Annotated in this window: 17 protein-coding genes; 15 read left to right on the top strand and 2 right to left on the bottom strand. The window is 55.7% G+C overall.

All coding sequences use genetic code 11. The features are described 5' to 3' along the window. The 8 genes from ABLV17_RS04835 to csiR all read left to right on the top strand — a co-directional run bounded on the left by ABLV17_RS04835 (position 1) and on the right by csiR (position 9,311). Positions 1-1,041: a fimbrial protein gene (locus ABLV17_RS04835; protein ID WP_348854098.1), complete on the top strand. Its 1,041-nt coding sequence runs from the start codon at positions 1-3 to the stop codon at positions 1,039-1,041. Between the two features lie 9 nt (positions 1,042-1,050). After that, positions 1,051-1,755, top strand: a complete 705-nt coding sequence (locus ABLV17_RS04830; RefSeq protein ID WP_045391073.1) for an EAL domain-containing protein — start codon at positions 1,051-1,053, stop codon at positions 1,753-1,755. 261 nt (positions 1,756-2,016) lie between these two features. After that, entirely contained in the window at positions 2,017-2,994 is a 978-nt protein-coding gene (gene glaH, locus ABLV17_RS04825) for a glutarate dioxygenase GlaH (RefSeq protein ID WP_045380863.1), read from the top strand. Between the two features lie 27 nt (positions 2,995-3,021). Continuing rightward, positions 3,022-4,290 (top strand): L-2-hydroxyglutarate oxidase, encoded by a 1,269-nt coding sequence (gene lhgO / locus ABLV17_RS04820; protein ID WP_015704497.1) that lies wholly within the window; start codon positions 3,022-3,024, stop codon positions 4,288-4,290. A 22-nt stretch (positions 4,291-4,312) separates the two neighbouring features. Then, positions 4,313-5,761 carry an NADP-dependent succinate-semialdehyde dehydrogenase gene (gene gabD / locus ABLV17_RS04815; protein ID WP_113374944.1) on the top strand — a complete coding sequence of 483 codons (1,449 nt, stop codon included), beginning with the start codon at positions 4,313-4,315 and terminating at the stop codon, positions 5,759-5,761. A gap of 14 nt (positions 5,762-5,775) precedes the next feature. Next, entirely contained in the window at positions 5,776-7,059 is a 1,284-nt protein-coding gene (gene gabT, locus ABLV17_RS04810; RefSeq protein ID WP_015368062.1) for a 4-aminobutyrate--2-oxoglutarate transaminase, read from the top strand. A gap of 113 nt (positions 7,060-7,172) precedes the next feature. Next, the gene (gene gabP / locus ABLV17_RS04805; RefSeq protein ID WP_015704496.1) at positions 7,173-8,573 is read left to right on the top strand and encodes a GABA permease; all 1,401 of its coding nucleotides are present in this window, start codon (positions 7,173-7,175) and stop codon (positions 8,571-8,573) included. Positions 8,574-8,618: 45 nt separating this feature from the next. Further along, entirely contained in the window at positions 8,619-9,311 is a 693-nt protein-coding gene (gene csiR, locus ABLV17_RS04800) for a DNA-binding transcriptional regulator CsiR (RefSeq protein WP_087859126.1), read from the top strand. Between the two features lies 1 nt (position 9,312). Here the strand turns inward: csiR and ABLV17_RS04795 are convergent, their stop codons facing one another. Then, on the bottom strand, positions 9,313-9,681 hold the full coding sequence (locus ABLV17_RS04795) for a hypothetical protein (protein WP_228302482.1): 369 nt from the start codon (positions 9,679-9,681) through the stop codon (positions 9,313-9,315). Positions 9,682-9,789: 108 nt separating this feature from the next. Next, on the bottom strand, positions 9,790-10,683 hold the full coding sequence (locus ABLV17_RS04790) for a LysR substrate-binding domain-containing protein (RefSeq protein ID WP_015368059.1): 894 nt from the start codon (positions 10,681-10,683) through the stop codon (positions 9,790-9,792). A 150-nt stretch (positions 10,684-10,833) separates the two neighbouring features. Here ABLV17_RS04790 and ABLV17_RS04785 point away from each other — a divergent pair, with 150 nt between their 5' ends. From ABLV17_RS04785 to ABLV17_RS04755, 7 genes are all read left to right on the top strand, one after another. After that, positions 10,834-11,844 (top strand): aldo/keto reductase, encoded by a 1,011-nt coding sequence (locus ABLV17_RS04785; RefSeq protein WP_348854097.1) that lies wholly within the window; start codon positions 10,834-10,836, stop codon positions 11,842-11,844. Between the two features lie 44 nt (positions 11,845-11,888). Beyond that, complete coding sequence (locus ABLV17_RS04780; protein ID WP_045391099.1) at positions 11,889-12,686, top strand: SDR family oxidoreductase; 798 nt, start codon at positions 11,889-11,891, stop codon at positions 12,684-12,686. A 32-nt stretch (positions 12,687-12,718) separates the two neighbouring features. Continuing rightward, positions 12,719-13,135: an SRPBCC family protein gene (locus ABLV17_RS04775; RefSeq protein WP_045391102.1), complete on the top strand. Its 417-nt coding sequence runs from the start codon at positions 12,719-12,721 to the stop codon at positions 13,133-13,135. Positions 13,136-13,292: 157 nt separating this feature from the next. Continuing rightward, positions 13,293-13,505 carry a DUF1471 domain-containing protein gene (locus ABLV17_RS04770; protein WP_087859121.1) on the top strand — a complete coding sequence of 71 codons (213 nt, stop codon included), beginning with the start codon at positions 13,293-13,295 and terminating at the stop codon, positions 13,503-13,505. 371 nt (positions 13,506-13,876) lie between these two features. After that, entirely contained in the window at positions 13,877-15,280 is a 1,404-nt protein-coding gene (locus ABLV17_RS04765) for an undecaprenyl-phosphate glucose phosphotransferase (protein WP_087859120.1), read from the top strand. After that, positions 15,270-16,556 carry an outer membrane beta-barrel protein gene (locus ABLV17_RS04760; protein WP_213317720.1) on the top strand — a complete coding sequence of 429 codons (1,287 nt, stop codon included), beginning with the start codon at positions 15,270-15,272 and terminating at the stop codon, positions 16,554-16,556. The genes ABLV17_RS04765 and ABLV17_RS04760 overlap by 11 nt, the downstream gene beginning before the upstream one ends. Next, a complete protein-coding gene (locus ABLV17_RS04755; protein WP_348854096.1) occupies positions 16,553-17,107 on the top strand; it encodes a polysaccharide biosynthesis/export family protein in 555 nt (184 codons plus the stop codon). Before ABLV17_RS04760 ends, ABLV17_RS04755 begins: the two co-directional genes overlap by 4 nt. Position 17,108: the final 1 nt, after the last annotated feature.

The following is a 17,108-nucleotide window of genomic DNA, read 5'->3' as shown; positions in this document are numbered from 1 at the left end:
ATGTCGAAGTTTAACCTCTTATCCCGCACCGGGCTGACGCTGCTGGTACTCTCAAGCGCGCTGTTCTCCACCAGCAGCTTCGCGCTGAGCTGTAAGAAGAACGGTACCGAAGTATCGCAGACCATCGCGCTCACCGATCAGATTAACGTTTCGACCGCTAACCTGAAGCCGGGCGCCCTGCTGTGGCGTTCGCCGACGTTTACCTCCACCTTCACCTGTACCGATACGGATCATATGCCCAACGGCGAAAATGCGTATCTGTACTGGGATCCGGAAACCCGGATGCAGAATATCCACAACTCGCTGGAAGTCGGCGTAACCTATCTGAGTTCCGATATTAAACCTGCAAAAGGTCAGAAAACCGACATCGGTCCCGGTACGGTCTGCCGCCGCAACCGTCCCGGCGGTGCATGCCAGTCTCCGGCGACCCCGCAGACCGTCACGGTGACCTACTCGGTTTATATTAAAGCCACCGGTAATCCGCCGCCGTCAAACGGCGTGATTAACGACACCAACCGCTACGCTATCTTCCAGGTTGACGGCGTTGGCGGCCTCAACAGCCGCCCGAATAGTAACTTCCGCGCGTGGGTCACCGGGCTTGGCAACATCCGCTTTATCGCCTGCAACCCGAAAATCACCGTCTCGGCGAACAATGGTTCAACGGTAAACTTCGGCAGCATCCCGGCGCGCAATGCCGTCGTCGGCGCCATTGAGAAACAGGTTCCGTTCAGCGTCCGCGCCGACCTGACCGGCGCTGGCCAGGATTGCCAGGGGCAGACCTTAATGGCCAGCTTCAGCACCCAGCAGCCGACCCAGGACACCAATACCATTCTGCCATCTAACGATAGCGGTTTTGGCATCCTGCTCTCGCGCGCAGATGCGCCGACAACCTGGCTTTCCATGAATACCCCGACGCAGTTGGGCATGATTAACGGCAGCGTGGTAGAAAGCAACTTCCTGGCCAGCCTGAAATGGCTAAGCGTTAAGCCAAAAATCGGCACCTTTAATGCGACGGCCAATATCGACGTTACCTTTAAATAGTGAAGCAAAATGCCGCTGACCAACACCGAACCGACCGGGTTACGCTATGTATTTCAGCCGATGTTCAACCGCGAAGGGAAAATGATTGCGGTTGAATGTTTGACCCGGTTTGCTCATCACGAGCCTGCTAGTCCGCAAGAAATAGAACGGTTTTTCAGTGAGGCATCGGAATCACTGCGCGCCCGCATCCTGCTCGAACAGATTGAGCTAGTCAGGCAGCATCAGCAGTGGTTCCGCCACAACGAAGTCATGGTTACCCTCAACGTCGACGAGTCGACGCTGCATATGCTGCATGATGATTTTATCGCCGAGTGCGTGAAAACCATCGGCTGCCTGCATTTTGAGGTTAATGAATTTTCCAACACGCTGGTGAAACGCACCCCGACCATCGACGCCCTGACGGACAAATACTCCTTCTGGCTCGATGATTTTGGCGCCGGTTACGCCGGGTTCGCCGCCCTGACGGCGCAACCCTTTCGTTTTATCAAGACCGACAAGAACCTGTTATGGAGCCTGCTGGAAAAGAAAAACGGCCAGCAGTTGATGGACTCACTCCTGCACTATTTTCAGGCGAATCAGTATCAGGTGATCGTCGAAGGTATTGAAACCGAAGCTCATCTTCAGTGGCTGGAAAACATGCCGTGGTTTGCCCTGCAGGGGCTCCTCTGGCGGGAACAAACCATTGAAGCCTTAGTGGCCAGCGTCGAAAAATAACCCCGCTTTTCCCCGGATATCCACTCCCCCGCTATCCGGGCTGTCCGTCCTATCTTCAACTTATTCATTTTCAGGCATTTTTCTTTTCCCACCTCGTCTGGCCTCGTCTTTCATATTGTTAACTTATTGTTGCTAGCGATCACAAAAATTAAACAATATGGCTATTTCATACGCATTTTTCAAAAATGTAGATATTTTTAATTTATGGCTACGAAATGAGCATCACCCCGACTCTCTGACTCTACCCGAGGAATGATTCTGATGAATGCACTGACCGCCGTAAAACCTCATGCTGATGATTTGGCCCACAGCTACACCGGTTTTTCCTTCGCTCCCTCTGCGCAATCGCCGCGTCTGCTGGAGCTAACGTTCACCGCCGAAACGACCGCGCAATTTTTGCAACAAGTCGCGCAGTGGCCAGTGCAGGCGCTGGAATACAAATCCTTTTTGCGCTTTCAGGTCGGCAAGATCCTCGACGATCTGTGCGGCAACCAGCTGCAGCCGCTGCTGATCAATACACTGCTCAATCGCGCGGAGGGCGCTCTGCTGATCAACGGTATCGGCATTGACAACGTCTCTCAGGCCGATGAAATGGTCAAACTGGCTACCGCCGTGGCGCATTTGATCGGCCGTTCCAACTTTGATGCCATGAGCGGCCAGTATTACGCCCGCTTCGTGGTGAAAAACGTCGATAACTCAGATAGCTACCTGCGCCAGCCGCACCGCGTGATGGAACTGCACAATGACGGTACCTATGTCGAAGAAATTACCGACTACGTGCTGATGATGAAGATCGATGAACAGAATATGCAGGGCGGCAATTCACTGCTGCTGCATCTCGATGACTGGGAACATCTCGACGAATTCTTCCGCGATCCGCTGGCCCGCCGTCCAATGCGCTGGGCCGCGCCGCCGAGCAAAAACGTCAGCAAAGACGTCTTCCATCCGGTTTTCGACGTCGACCAGCAGGGTCGCCCGGTAATGCGCTATATCGACCAGTTTGTGCAGCCGAAAGATTTCGAAGAAGGCACCTGGCTGAGCCGCCTTTCTGACGCGCTGGAAACCAGTAAAAACATTCTTTCCGTACCGGTGCCGGTGGGTAAATTCCTGTTGATAAACAATCTTTTCTGGCTGCACGGTCGCGACCGCTTTACGCCGCACCCCGATCTTCGTCGCGAACTGATGCGCCAGCGCGGCTACTTTGCGTATTCCACGAATCATTACCAGACTCATCAATAAGGGTTCTCAGGCGAAGGAATTGAGCGGATGTATGATTTCGTGATTATCGGCGGCGGCATTATCGGCATGTCGACCGCCATGCAGTTAATTGAGATTTACCCGGACGCCCGCATTGCCCTGCTGGAAAAAGAGTCCGGTCCGGCCTGCCATCAGACTGGCCACAACAGCGGGGTGATCCACGCCGGCGTTTACTATACTCCCGGCAGCCTCAAGGCGCAGTTTTGCCTCGCCGGCAACCGCGCCACCAAAGCCTTTTGCGAGCAGAATGCGATTCGCTACGACGTCTGCGGCAAGATGCTGGTTGCCACCTCGCCGCTGGAGATGGAGCGGATGCGCGCGCTGTGGGATCGCACCGCCGCTAACGGCCTGCAACGCGAATGGCTGAGCGCGAGCGAGCTGCGCGAACGCGAGCCGAACATCAGCGGACTGGGCGGGATCTTCGTTCCTTCGAGCGGCATTGTCAGCTATCGTGAAGTAGCGGCGGCAATGGCGAAGATCTTCGAATCCAAAGGTGGAACGATCGTCTACGACGCCGAAGTCAGCGCCCTGAAAGAGCACGCCAGCGGCGTGGTAGTCCACACCCGCCAGGGCGGCGAATATGAGGCATCGACGCTGATTACCTGCTCCGGGCTGATGGCCGATCGGCTGGTGAAAATGATCGGCGTCGATCCCGGCTTTATCATCTGCCCGTTCCGCGGCGAATATTTCCAACTGGCGCCGCAGCACAACCAGATCGTCAATCATCTGATCTATCCGATCCCCGATCCGGCGATGCCGTTCCTCGGCGTCCACCTGACCCGTATGATCGACGGTAGCGTTACCGTCGGCCCTAACGCGGTGCTGGCGCTGAAGCGCGAAGGCTATCGCAAGCGCGATATCTCGCTGACCGATACCCTTGAGATCCTGACCTCGCCCGGCATTCGCCGGGTACTGCAAAACAACCTGCGCTCCGGGCTTGGCGAAATGAAGAATTCGCTGTGCAGAAGCGGCTATCTGCGGCTGGTGCAGAAATACTGCCCCAGCCTGACATTAAGCGATTTGCGCCCGTGGCCTGCCGGCGTGCGGGCACAGGCGGTATCGCCGCAGGGCAAGCTGATCGACGATTTCCTCTTTGTCACTACCGCGCGTTCCATCCACACCTGTAACGCGCCGTCGCCGGCGGCCACATCGGCTATCCCGATCGGCGCGCACATCGTCAGCAAGGTGCAAACCCTGCTGGCAAGCCAGAGCAATCCCGGACGCACGCTGCGTGCGGCACGTAGCGTGGAGACACTACACGCCGCTTTTACTCGTTAACCCCTTAAGACAGGAAGCGATTATGCAACTTAAAGATGCAACTCTGTTTCGCCAGCAGGCGCTAATTGATGGCCAGTGGCGCGATGCGCAAAACGGCGACGTGATTGCGGTGACCAACCCCGCCAACGGCCAGCAGCTGGGTAGCGTGCCGAAAATGGGCGCCGACGAAACCCGCGAAGCGATTGAAGCCGCCAACCGCGCCCTGCCAGCCTGGCGTGCCCTGACCGCCAAAGAGCGCGCCACGCTTCTGCGCCGCTGGTTCGATCTGATGATGGAGAACCAGGACGATCTCGCCCGCCTGATGACCCTCGAACAGGGGAAACCGCTGGCGGAAGCCAAAGGCGAAATCAGCTACGCCGCCTCCTTTATTGAGTGGTTCGCCGAAGAAGGTAAGCGCATTTACGGCGATACCATTCCCGGTCATCAGGCCGACAAGCGCCTGATTGTCATCAAGCAGCCCATCGGCGTTACCGCCGCCATCACCCCGTGGAACTTCCCGGCGGCGATGATCACCCGTAAAGCGGGCCCGGCGCTGGCCGCCGGCTGTACCATGGTCCTGAAACCGGCGAGCCAGACGCCGTTTTCCGCGCTGGCGCTGGCCGAACTGGCGAATCGCGCCGGTATTCCCGCCGGGGTATTTAACGTGGTCACCGGTTCCGCCGGGGCCGTCGGCAACGAACTGACCAGCAACCCGCTGGTACGCAAGCTCTCCTTCACCGGCTCGACCGAAATTGGCCGCCAGCTGATGGAGCAGTGTGCGAAAGACATCAAAAAAGTGTCGTTAGAACTCGGCGGCAACGCGCCGTTTATCGTCTTTGACGACGCCGACCTCGATAAAGCCGTCGAAGGGGCGCTGGCGTCGAAGTTCCGCAACGCCGGGCAGACCTGCGTCTGCGCCAACCGACTGTATGTGCAGGACGGCGTCTATGACCGTTTCGCTGAAAAACTGCAGCAGGCGGTGGAAAAACTGCATATCGGCGACGGCCTGCAGGACGGCGTCACCACCGGCCCGCTGATCGATGATAAAGCGGTAGCTAAGGTCGAAGAACATATTGCCGACGCCCTTGCGAAAGGCGCACGCATCGTCACCGGCGGCAAACCACACGCGCTGGGCGGCAACTTCTTCCAGCCCACCATTCTGGTCAACGTCCCGAGCAGCGCCAAAGTGGCGAAAGAAGAGACCTTCGGCCCGCTGGCGCCGCTGTTCCGCTTTAAAGATGAAGCCGATGTGATTGCCCAGGCCAACGATACCGAATTCGGCCTCGCCGCCTATTTCTACGCCCGCGACCTGAGCCGCGTCTTCCGCGTCGGCGAAGCGCTGGAGTACGGCATCGTTGGCATCAATACCGGCATTATCTCCAACGAAGTCGCGCCGTTCGGCGGCATTAAAGCCTCCGGTCTGGGCCGCGAAGGTTCGAAGTACGGCATCGAAGATTATTTAGAAATCAAATATATGTGTATCGGCCTTTAACAGGAGAGCAGGACATGACCAGCAATAAAGCGTTAATGCAGCGCCGTAGCGACGCGGTGCCGCGCGGCGTCGGACAGATTCACCCTATCTTTGCCGACCGTGCGGAGAACTGCCGGGTATGGGACGTTGAAGGCCGTGAATATCTCGATTTCGCCGGCGGTATCGCGGTGTTAAATACCGGCCACCTGCATCCTGAGGTGATCGCCGCGGTGGAAGGCCAGCTGAAGAAGCTGACCCACACCTGCTTCCAGGTCCTGGCCTACGAGCCCTACCTGCAGCTTTGCGAAATGATGAACCAGAAAGTGCCCGGCGATTTCGCCAAGAAAACCCTGCTGGTGACCACCGGTTCGGAAGCGGTGGAAAACGCGGTCAAAATCGCCCGCGCGGCGACCGGGCGTAGCGGCACTATCGCCTTTACCGGTGCCTATCATGGCCGCACCCATTACACGCTGTCGTTAACCGGTAAAGTGAACCCTTACTCCGCGGGCATGGGGCTAATGCCGGGCCACGTCTATCGCGCGCTCTATCCGTGCGCGCTGCACGGCATCAGCGATGATGACGCGATCGCCAGCATCCATCGCATCTTCAAAAATGACGCCGCGCCGGAAGATATCGCCGCTATCGTCATTGAACCCGTCCAGGGCGAAGGCGGTTTCTACGCCGCCTCCCCGGCCTTTATGCAGCGCCTGCGCGCGCTGTGTGACGAGCACGGCATCATGCTGATCGCCGATGAAGTCCAGAGCGGCGCGGGCCGTACCGGCACGCTGTTCGCGATGGAGCAGATGGGCGTGGCGCCGGATATCACCACCTTTGCCAAATCCATCGCCGGCGGTTTCCCGCTGGCGGGCGTCACCGGACGGGCGGAAGTCATGGACGCCATCGCGCCGGGCGGATTGGGCGGCACCTATGCCGGCAACCCGATTGCCTGCGCCGCCGCGCTGGCGGTACTCAAGGTTTTCGAACAGGAAAATCTGTTGGAAAAAGCCAATCAGCTCGGCGACAAGCTGCGTAAAGGCCTGCTCAATATCGCCGAAACGCATCGCGAAATCGGCGACGTCCGCGGCCTGGGGGCGATGATCGCCATTGAACTCTTTGAAGAGGGCGATCACAGCAAACCCAACGCCAAACTGACGGCGGATATCGTCGCCCGCGCGCGCGATAAAGGCCTGATCCTGCTCTCCTGCGGGCCGTACTACAACGTGCTGCGTATTCTGGTGCCGCTGACTATCGAAGATGCGCAGATCGCGCAGGGACTGAAGATTATCGCCGACTGTTTTAACGAAGCTAAACAAGGCTAACACTCCTGCACCGGATGGCGACGCTCATGCGCCCCGTCCGGTTGCCTGTCGGCCGGATTGGGCGCAACCGCCATCCGGCAAACGGCGCCAAAAAACAATAAAAGGGGTTAATGATGGGGCAACTGTCGCAATCACATGATTTAGGGGGCGGGCTGAAATCACGCCACGTCACCATGTTATCTATTGCCGGCGTTATCGGCGCAAGTTTGTTTGTCGGTTCCAGCGTCGCCATTGCCGAAGCGGGCCCGGCGGTGCTGCTCTCCTACCTGTTCGCCGGGCTATTGGTGGTGATGATTATGCGTATGCTGGCCGAAATGGCCGTCGCCACCCCGGATACGGGCTCCTTTTCGACCTACGCCGACAAAGCGATCGGCCGCTGGGCGGGTTATACCATCGGCTGGCTGTACTGGTGGTTTTGGGTCCTGGTTATCCCCCTGGAAGCCAATATCGCCGCCATTATTCTCAACTCATGGATCCCCGGCGTACCGGTATGGCTATTCTCGCTGGTCATCACCCTCGCCCTCACCGGCAGTAATCTGCTGAGCGTCAAGAACTACGGCGAATTCGAGTTCTGGCTGGCTATCTGTAAGGTTATCGCCATTCTGGCCTTTATCGTGCTGGGCGCGGTGGCCATCACCGGCTTCTATCCCTATGCCGAAGTGAGCGGGATTTCGCGCCTGTGGGATCACGGCGGCTTTATGCCTAACGGCTTCGGCGCGGTGCTCAGCGCGATGCTCATTACCATGTTCTCATTTATGGGCGCGGAGATAGTCACCATTGCCGCCGCCGAATCGGATACGCCGGATAAACATATTGTTCGCGCCACAAATTCCGTTATCTGGCGCATCTCTATCTTCTATCTGTGCTCCATTTTCGTGGTCGTCTCGCTGATCCCGTGGAACATGCCGGGGCTGAAGAACGTCGGTTCATACCGTTCGGTACTGGAGTTACTGCATATCCCCTACGCCAAGCTGATTATGGACGGCGTGATCCTGCTGTCGGTGACCAGTTGCCTGAACTCGGCGCTGTATACCGCTTCGCGAATGCTCTATTCCCTGAGCCGCCGCGGCGATGCGCCAGCTATAATGGGCAAAACCAACCGCAGTAAAACGCCGTATGTGGCGGTGCTGCTCTCCACCGGCGCGGCCTTCTTAACGGTGGTGGTGAACTACTATGCCCCGGCGAAAGTCTTTAAATTCCTCATCGATAGCTCCGGCGCCATCGCCCTGCTGGTCTATCTGGTCATTGCCGTATCTCAGTTGCGGATGCGCAAAATCCTGCTGGCGAAAGGCGGTGAAATTCGCCTTAAGATGTGGCTCTATCCGTGGCTCACCTGGCTGGTTATCGCCTTTATCACCTTCGTACTGGTGGTGATGCTGTTCCGTCCGGCGCAGCAGCTGGAGGTCATTTCCACCGGCGCGCTGGCGATCGCTATCATCTGCACGGTGCCGATTATGTCGCGCTGGAAAAAGCTGCTATTGTGGCAAAAACTGCCGCTACAAAATACGCGTTAACCCTGTTCCCGGCGCAAGCCGGGAAATGTATTCAGGAGCAAGACTATGACCGCCATTCCCCAAGCGACGGCCATTGATGGATACCGCTGGTTGAAGAACGACATCATCCGCGGCGTTTATCAGCCTGATGAAAAACTGCGTATGAGCCTGCTGACGTCGCGCTATGAGCTTGGCGTCGGGCCGCTGCGGGAAGCGCTCTCGCAGCTGGTGGCCGAGCGGCTGGTGACGGTGGTCAACCAAAAAGGCTATCGCGTCGCCTCGATGTCCGAGGCGGAACTCCTCGATATCTTCGATGCCCGCGCCAATATGGAAGCCATGCTGGTGCGCCTCGCCATTGAGCGCGGTGGCGATGAGTGGGAAGCCGAGCTGCTGGCCCGCGCGCATCTGCTTAATAAGCTGGAATCCAGCGAAGCCAGTGAGCGCTTACTCGATGAATGGGATCAGCGCCATCAGGCGTTTCATACCGCCATTGTCGCCGGCTGTGGTTCGCAGTATTTACTGCAGATGCGCGAACGGCTGTTCGATCTGGCGGCGCGTTACCGCTTCATCTGGCTACGCACCACCGTGCTGTCGGTAGAAATGCTGGAAGATAAACATGTCCAGCACCAGACGCTGCTGGAAGCCATCCTGGCGCGCGACGCCGAGCGAGCCAGCGCGCTCATGCGCGAGCACTTACTTACCCCCATCCCGATTATCCAACAGGCGATGGCCGGCAAACTGCAGACGCAGCAGACCTGATTCAGGCGGCGGGCTTTTTATAATACGGCAGCTGCGTGACCGGATACTCGTAGTGTTCCTCCACCACGCAGCGGTCCGGCGTCGCCATTCCCGAGTAGAAGAAAAAGTACTCCTGACTGTCCGGGAAAAAGACCAGATCGTCGCCGTTACGAAAGCTGGTTACCCGATAGGGAATATGATTTTTGGTCTGCGCCTGACGCATGCCGGAAGCGACCTGGAAATGGTCGCCCCACTTCATGGTCGATAGCTGGTAATGGAAACGCGAGATGGTCACGTTTTTGCGTAAAGAGCAGGATAATTTTACCGCTGTGCCGGCGAAAGCCGGAGAAAGGAAGCAGCTTAATAAACTGATAGATAATAAAAATTTCATGAAGGTCTTATAATTTTAGGGTCAATATTTGACGGTAACATGAATTGGCTGCGCAGGCAGGGATCGCGGCGGATTTTCGTGCCGCCACGTCCTATTCCAGGAATATTCCTAATTATTCTCGCCGCGTAGCACTTCGCGAAAGTGCATCACCAGCGGGCGCTGGTTAGCTTTGTGCCATACCGCCCACAGCTGGGTCGAATAGCTCATCCACGGAATTTCCCGCAGCACGACCCCCTCAGGGGCGTTATGCCGCAGGCTGTGCTGGATCAGCGCCACGCCCAGTCCCGCAGCCACCAGCCCCAGGGCCGTTAATGGCTCTCCGGCTTCCAGACGAATATCCGGATTAAAGCCCGCACGCACGCAGGCGGCGACAAAATCATCGCGCGAATGGGCATCGTCGTTATGGATAACCGCGATCCACTGCTGATCGGCCAGCTGCGCCGGCTGCAAGTTTTCCGCAGCGGCCAGCGGATGATTCTGCGGCAAAGCCAGCAGCATCCGGTCATCAAGCACCTGGGTATACTCCAGATCCTGTTCGCCCGCCGAAGGCGGCATGTCCACCAGCGAGAAGTCCAGACTGCGCTGGCGCAGGCCCTCAATCTGCGTGGCTGGCGGCTGGCTATACAGCGCGATATGCACGTCCGGGCGAGACGTTCGTAGGGTGCGCAGTGCGGTAGAAAGCACGCCGGAGTGCATGGCGTTTTCGATATAACCGATACACAACCCGCCATCTTCGCCGCGCCCCAGTCGTTTACCTAATGATTCGAGACGGTTGGCATGGGTCAGCAACGAGCGCGTTTCGGCCAAAAACGTCTGCCCGTCCGCCGTCAGGCGAATACGCTGCTGGTTACGTTCAAACAGCATGAGCCCAAGGCGCTCCTCCAGCTGGGCTATCTGGCGGCTGAGCGGCGACTGCGAAATATGTAAGCGTTCGGCGGCACGGCCAACATGCTCCTCTTCCGCTACCACCACAAAGTACTTCAACTGGCGTAAATCAATCATGTGAGACCTCAAAGGACTTAAGTCAGACGAATTATGTCCTATCAAGTCATAACACCGCAAGGTATTGTGATCTCCGTCACAGGGCGACAGCACAAATCGCCCGCACAGAACCCTTCCCAAAACGGGAACCCAATATCGAGGACATCTTAGATGAGCATCAAACATATTCTACCAGGCAACATCGGTTTAGGCGGCGCGCCGCTGGGTAACATGTTCCGCAACATCCCGGAAGACGAGGCGCACGCCACCGTCGCCGCCGCCTGGGATCTGGGCGTTCGTTACTTCGATACCGCGCCGCTGTACGGGTCCGGTCTTTCTGAAATCCGGATGGGCGAAGCGCTCTCGCAATACCCTCGCGACCAGTTCGTTCTGAGCAGTAAAGTCGGCCGCATCATGCTTGATGAAATGGAAGACCCGGCTACGCGTGATTTCGGTGAGAAAGGCGGTCTTTTCGAATACGGCCTGAAAAACAAAATCCTCAACGATTACTCGGCCGACGCCACCCTGCGTTCTATTGAAGACAGTTTAAAACGGCTGAAAACCGACCATCTCGACATCGTATGGATCCACGATCCGGCGCAGGATTTCTACGGCGACAGCTGGCTGGAGCAGTTCAACATCGCCCGTACCGGCGCCTTCCGCGCGCTGACCCGCCTGCGTGAAGAAGGCGTAATTAAGGCATGGGGGCTGGGCGTGAACCGCGTCGAACCTTGTGAATTGACCTTAGCGCTCGACGAACCGAAGCCGGATGCGTTCCTGCTGGCTGGCCGCTACTCGCTGCTGGACCACAAACGCGCCCTGCAGCGCCTGATGCCGGAAGCGCTGGAACAGAATGTCGATATCGTTGTCGGCGGCCCTTACAGCTCGGGCGTTCTCGCCGGCGGTGAACACTTCGAATACCAGAAAGCCTCTGCGGCGATCCACCAGCAGGTGGCGCAGATCAAGGCCATTGCCGCCCGTCATCAGGTGGATGTGAAAGCCGCGGCGCTGCAGTTTGCCCTGGCTCATCCGGCGGTGGCCGCCGTGATCCCAGGCTCCAGCCGTCCGGGCCGTATGGCGGAAGATCTGGCCGCGCTGAAATCAACCATCCCAGCCGCTTTCTGGGAAGAGATGCGCAGCCAGAATCTGGTGGCGGATAACGCGCCGCTGCCGATTCGTTAATTTTAGCGGGGCCACAGGGCCCCTCTTAAAACAAGAGAGACACCATGAAACTGGATCTAACTCATAAAGTCGCCGTGGTGAGCGGCTCCACTTCCGGCATCGGGCTTGGCATCGCTAAAGGCCTTGCTCAGGCGGGCGCGACCGTAGTCATCGTCGGCCGTCAACGGCGCGGTGTTGATACCGCCATGGCGGCGATTAATGCCGAACTCCCGGATGCGCAGCTGCGCGGGGTGGTCGCCGACCTCAGCACCGAGGAGGGCGTCAGCGCGCTGCTCGCCGCCGAGCCGCATGCCGATGTGGTGGTTAACAACCTCGGCATCTTTAACGATAAAGATTTCTTTAGCGTACCGGATAGCGAGTGGATGCACTTTTATAACGTCAACGTGCTTTCCGGCGTGCGGCTGTCGCGCCACTACGCCCGGGGGATGATCGACAACGGCTGGGGACGCATTATTTTCGTCTCCTCGGAATCCGGCGTCGCGATTCCTGCCGACATGATCAACTACGGCGTGACCAAAAGCGCCAATCTCGCGGTCTCCCACGGGCTGGCGAAACGTCTGGCCGGTACCGGCGTCACCGTTAACGCCATTCTGCCCGGCCCCACCTTCACCGAAGGTTTGCAGGAGATGCTGGCGGAGGCCGCCGCGCAGTCTGGCCGCAGCCCGCGTGAACAGGCTGATGAATTTGTGAAGACCGCGCGCCCAAGCTCGATTATCCAGCGGGCGGCGGACGTCGACGAAGTGGCGAACCTGGCGGTGTATCTCGCCTCGCCGCTCTCGTCGGCCACTACCGGCGCGGCGCTGCGCGTCGATGGCGGCGTCGTCGACACCCTGGCAATGTAATTCTAATCATCTGCAATAAAGAGAGAAATAAAATGGCTAATACTACTGTATCTATCGAAATCCCGGCTTCTGTCGACCAGGTCTGGCAACTGATGGGCGGCTTTGACTCGCTGCCCGACTGGCTGCCGTTCATCCCGAAAAGCGTAGTGAGCGAAGGAGGACGCGTGCGTACGCTGACCACTTCCGATGGCGGCACGGTCATTGAACGTCTGGAGGCGTTTGATAACCGCCAGCGCAGCTATAGCTACTCGATAATCCAGGCGCCGTTCCCGGTTGTGGATTACCTCTCCACGATCGCGGTAGTGGCCACTGCCGATAGCAATATCACCCGCGTCGAGTGGTCCGGCAGCTTCACGCCGGTTAACGTCAGCGACGCGGATGCCGAAGCGCTGTTCAGCGGTATCTATCGCGACGGCCTGCAGGCATTGAAAAATAACTTTAGCGCCTGATTGTTGCCAGGAATGGCCAGGCCATTCCTTTTATGAACAAAAGAAGAAAAGTCTATTGCCCGTTGCCGTCTTTTTCAGACAACGGGCGGGGCATATCCTTTACGCCATCACGTTGCAACGGGCGACGTTAACGAAACAACTTACCAGGATTATGAACATGAAAACCGTATCGACTATTTTTTCCGCAGCCGCACTTTCACTTTTTGCCTTTACCGCTTCCGCGCATAGCGTCACTGCGACCGGTAATACGCTTGACTCCGCTGAAGCGGTGATTGCAAAAAAAGCGAAAGAACTGAATGCGAGTGATTATAAAATCACCAGCGCCCATATGGGGAATAAGGTGACGATGAGCGCCGAGCTGTACAAGTAAAGTCGGGTACTCTTCAGAGCCCCGGCAACTCAGCATCTTGAGTTGGCCGGGGGCTAAGAATTCTCACTCTCCAGACTCCGGTTGTTTCACCTGCAATTAGTCCTTCACCCTGAATTCCACTCTACGTTTACGCTCAACAACAATTAATACTTCGGTATTAATCCCCCTCTTTCCCGCTTAAATAACTCGCATAAAGAACATTAAAAAACAGTTTTATTTTTAAACTGAGATTTGTCGACACTACCCAACTCATAGTCTACAATGATGATTGATAACCATTTATTGCAAATGTGAATGATTATCAGGCTTTCCAGTTAGTTTAAAAAAATAGCATAACGATGTTTAAATAACTCATTTTAAACGAGCAAAAAATGGCAGATAACAATATAAAAATTTATCACTCCCGTTATAGCAAGTTGATAAAATTACTGGATTTCCTCACCGTCAACATTTTGATTTTTATCTATTTAAAATATTTTTACACTGAACCCTCTACCGCTTCCGCGCTCGTTGGCATTATCTATTCATTAGTATTCATAAGAATTAATGAGTATTTCCAACTGTATTCCGGACAATTTAAAGGCCACTATTTCACAAAATCAGCCGCACTTATATTAAGCGTATGCCTAAGTAGTATTGTTTCATTTTTATTTTTTGTCGTTGCCGAGTGGTTAATTAACGCACAATCTGTAGTTAATTTTATCCCGCTGGCCGTCAGTTTGGCTAAGTGTTCGATATTTATATTTTTAATTGTCTTTGTGGTGCGGGCAATCACCGCGCATTATCTGTTTAACTCGGTGTTACGGGTGGCGATTCTTGGTATTACGCCTGCGGGCCTGGCCATCGAGCAGGCTTTACAAAAAGAGTACTCACAGCGCGGCATCATCATCAGCTATTTTGAAGATCGCAACAACCAGCGCGATAGCCGACTGATGAGTATTGAAAGAAAAGGCAACTCGCGCGATCTGCTGGCTCTGGCGAAAACAGGCGGCGTTGATGAAATTTACATCGCGCTCCCCATGGTTGCGCAGCAGCGTATTAAGCAGTTTCTTAATGAATTCTCTGACACAACCGTCGATGTATTCCTGGTACCGGATCTATTCTCTTACAGCTCGCATATTTCCCAGTTGCGCATGTTCGGCAATCTGCAGACTATCAGTATCTTCACTTCGCCTTTTGATGGCGAAGGGGCGATCATCAAGCGTATTGAAGATATCATTCTCGGCTCTTTCTTTACCTTAATTAGCCTGCCGGCGATGCTGTTCGTGGCGATTGGTATCAAGCTCACCTCGCCGGGGCCAATTTTATTTAAACAGAATCGTTATGGCCTCAACGGCAAGCAAATAGAAGTGTGGAAATTCAGGACCATGCGGGTCATGGAAAATAGCGCCGTGGTCACTCAGGCGACCCGCAACGATCCGCGCATCACCAAATTCGGCGCTTTTTTGCGTAAAACCTCACTGGATGAACTGCCGCAGTTTTTCAACGTGCTACAGGGGCGGATGTCGATCGTCGGTCCGCGCCCGCACGCGGTGGCGCATAACGAGCAGTATCGCGTGCTGGTGGAGAACTACATGATTCGCCATAAGGTTAAACCAGGGATCACGGGGCTTGCGCAGATTAACGGCTTCCGCGGCGAGACCGATACGCTGGACAAAATGGAGAAGCGAATTCAGTACGACCTGGCCTACATCCAGTCCTGGTCGCTGTTCCTCGATCTCAAAATCGTCTTTTTGACTTTCTTTCGGGGCTTTGTTGGCAAAAATGCGTTCTAGGTTCGCCGTTCTGGCCGGTTTGCTGTCTGTGCCTTACGCACACGCCGACCTGCAGGCAAAACCGCATACCGGGGTTGCCGGCATCGATTTCGAGAGCCAGTTGGGTTATGACATCGGTTACGATGACAACGTGACCTGGCAGCGCTACGACCAAAATAAAATCGGTTCCAGCTACCAGAATATTAAACCTATCGTCAAAGCCATCGGCGAACGTTATGAAGACCGCTACCTGTTGATGTATTCCGGCGATTACCGCAACTATGGCAACGATAGCGCGGATAATCGCAATAACCATTTTTTTATGTTTAACGGCAAATGGCGATTTGGCAGCATGCACGGGCTGTCATTGGATCTCGATGAGACGCTGGGTCATGAAGAGCGCGGCCGCGACACCACCGAAGGCTTTTTGCCCGAGCAGTTTAAAGAGTTTGGCATCAACAAACCGATCGGCACCCGCTTCTTTAATAGCGAGCTTCGTTACAGCTACGGCGCGCCGGAAGGTCGCGGTAAAGTTGAAGTCGCGCTACTGCATAAACAGTTGCGTTTTCGCGACCTCGACAGCATCAAAGACGCCAGCGATGACTTTAACTATTACATGCACGATCAGGAGTGGCATGAAAACAGCCTGGTGGCCGAACTGTTCGACCAGAAAGCTAAAACGCTGCGCTATCGCTATAGCTTTATCACCAACCAGCGCCGCTACGAGCTGAACCCGTTAAAAGACAGCAATGAGTATTACCTGCTGTTCGGCATGAAGAATCGCCTGTCGGGTAAAACGGAGATTAACGGTAACGTCGCCTGGCTCTACAAAGACTTTATCCATAACCCGGACTCACAGGGTTTTAACGGCTTGAACTGGGATATCAACGCCGACTGGAAACCGCTGGAACAAATGAAAGTTAACCTACACAGTTCCCAGCGCATCAAGGACCCCACCGACTCCGGCGGCTATATCCTGGTGTCAAATTTCGGCGTCGGCTATGAACATCACTGGCTGGTGGATCGTTTCTCAACTCTGGTCGATTATTCATATATCACCGAAGACTATAAGCATCAGAGCAATAAGCGCAAAGATAAGTCTAATCTGCTGTCGCTGACCTTTAACTATGATTTCCGACCATCGGTTAACTTTAAGCTGAAGCTGCAATGGAACACCATGCACTCAAATAAAGATACGGACACTTTTTATATTGGCCCGGACTACTCGCATGCGGTTGACCGCACCCTGGGCTACGACGATTCGGCCATTATTTTTATGACGCAGGTACAACTATGACCTTTTTAAACAGGACACTGGTGATGCTTCCGCTGCTGGCGCTACTGCTGGCGGGCTGTTCGACGCCGCCGCTGACCATTAAAACGCCGCCGGACGCCGTCTACCTTTTGGACCAGGGCGATGAAGTCAATATTGCAGTCTCCGGGGAGCAGGATCTGACGATGCGGGTAAAAATCGATAATAGCGGCAGCATTGATTACCCCTATATCGGATCGCTGCTGTTAAAAGGCAAAACGCCTGAACAGGTGAGTAATGAAATCGCCGATAAACTGCGCGGTAACTACCTACAGGCGCCGATGGTCACGGTGAGCATCGCCGAATACCGCAAAGTTTATCTGCTCGGCGAAGTGAAAAAACCGGATGGATATGCCTGGGAGCCGGGTTTAACGGCGGAAAAAGCCATTGCCCTGGCCGGCGGTTTCACCGACCGCGCCGACCGTCATGATATTCAAATTCGACAGGCCCGCGGCGGAAGGCTGCTGGAAAATGTCGCCGCCGACTCCGCCGTGCAGGCAGGAGATACCATCATTATTGGCATGAGTTTCTTCTGAT

It is taken from the genome of Klebsiella sp. CN_Kp091 (assembly GCF_040065095.1).
Lineage (GTDB): Bacteria > Pseudomonadota > Gammaproteobacteria > Enterobacterales > Enterobacteriaceae > Klebsiella > Klebsiella aerogenes.
This window is presented reverse-complemented; position numbering and strand designations above follow the sequence as displayed.

Bases quoted from the DNA above. Each gene is read 5' to 3' on its own strand.
- ABLV17_RS04835 (WP_348854098.1), top strand. From the start codon at position 1: ATGTCGAAGTTTAACCTCTTATCCCGCACCGGGCTGACGCTGCTGGTA.
- ABLV17_RS04830 (WP_045391073.1), top strand. From the start codon at position 1,051: ATGCCGCTGACCAACACCGAACCGACCGGGTTACGCTATGTATTTCAG.
- glaH (WP_045380863.1), top strand. From the start codon at position 2,017: ATGAATGCACTGACCGCCGTAAAACCTCATGCTGATGATTTGGCCCAC.
- lhgO (WP_015704497.1), top strand. From the start codon at position 3,022: ATGTATGATTTCGTGATTATCGGCGGCGGCATTATCGGCATGTCGACC.
- gabD (WP_113374944.1), top strand. From the start codon at position 4,313: ATGCAACTTAAAGATGCAACTCTGTTTCGCCAGCAGGCGCTAATTGAT.
- gabT (WP_015368062.1), top strand. From the start codon at position 5,776: ATGACCAGCAATAAAGCGTTAATGCAGCGCCGTAGCGACGCGGTGCCG.
- gabP (WP_015704496.1), top strand. From the start codon at position 7,173: ATGGGGCAACTGTCGCAATCACATGATTTAGGGGGCGGGCTGAAATCA.
- csiR (WP_087859126.1), top strand. From the start codon at position 8,619: ATGACCGCCATTCCCCAAGCGACGGCCATTGATGGATACCGCTGGTTG.
- ABLV17_RS04795 (WP_228302482.1), bottom strand. From the start codon at position 9,681: ATGAAATTTTTATTATCTATCAGTTTATTAAGCTGCTTCCTTTCTCCG.
- ABLV17_RS04790 (WP_015368059.1), bottom strand. From the start codon at position 10,683: ATGATTGATTTACGCCAGTTGAAGTACTTTGTGGTGGTAGCGGAAGAG.
- ABLV17_RS04785 (WP_348854097.1), top strand. From the start codon at position 10,834: ATGAGCATCAAACATATTCTACCAGGCAACATCGGTTTAGGCGGCGCG.
- ABLV17_RS04780 (WP_045391099.1), top strand. From the start codon at position 11,889: ATGAAACTGGATCTAACTCATAAAGTCGCCGTGGTGAGCGGCTCCACT.
- ABLV17_RS04775 (WP_045391102.1), top strand. From the start codon at position 12,719: ATGGCTAATACTACTGTATCTATCGAAATCCCGGCTTCTGTCGACCAG.
- ABLV17_RS04770 (WP_087859121.1), top strand. From the start codon at position 13,293: ATGAAAACCGTATCGACTATTTTTTCCGCAGCCGCACTTTCACTTTTT.
- ABLV17_RS04765 (WP_087859120.1), top strand. From the start codon at position 13,877: ATGGCAGATAACAATATAAAAATTTATCACTCCCGTTATAGCAAGTTG.
- ABLV17_RS04760 (WP_213317720.1), top strand. From the start codon at position 15,270: ATGCGTTCTAGGTTCGCCGTTCTGGCCGGTTTGCTGTCTGTGCCTTAC.
- ABLV17_RS04755 (WP_348854096.1), top strand. From the start codon at position 16,553: ATGACCTTTTTAAACAGGACACTGGTGATGCTTCCGCTGCTGGCGCTA.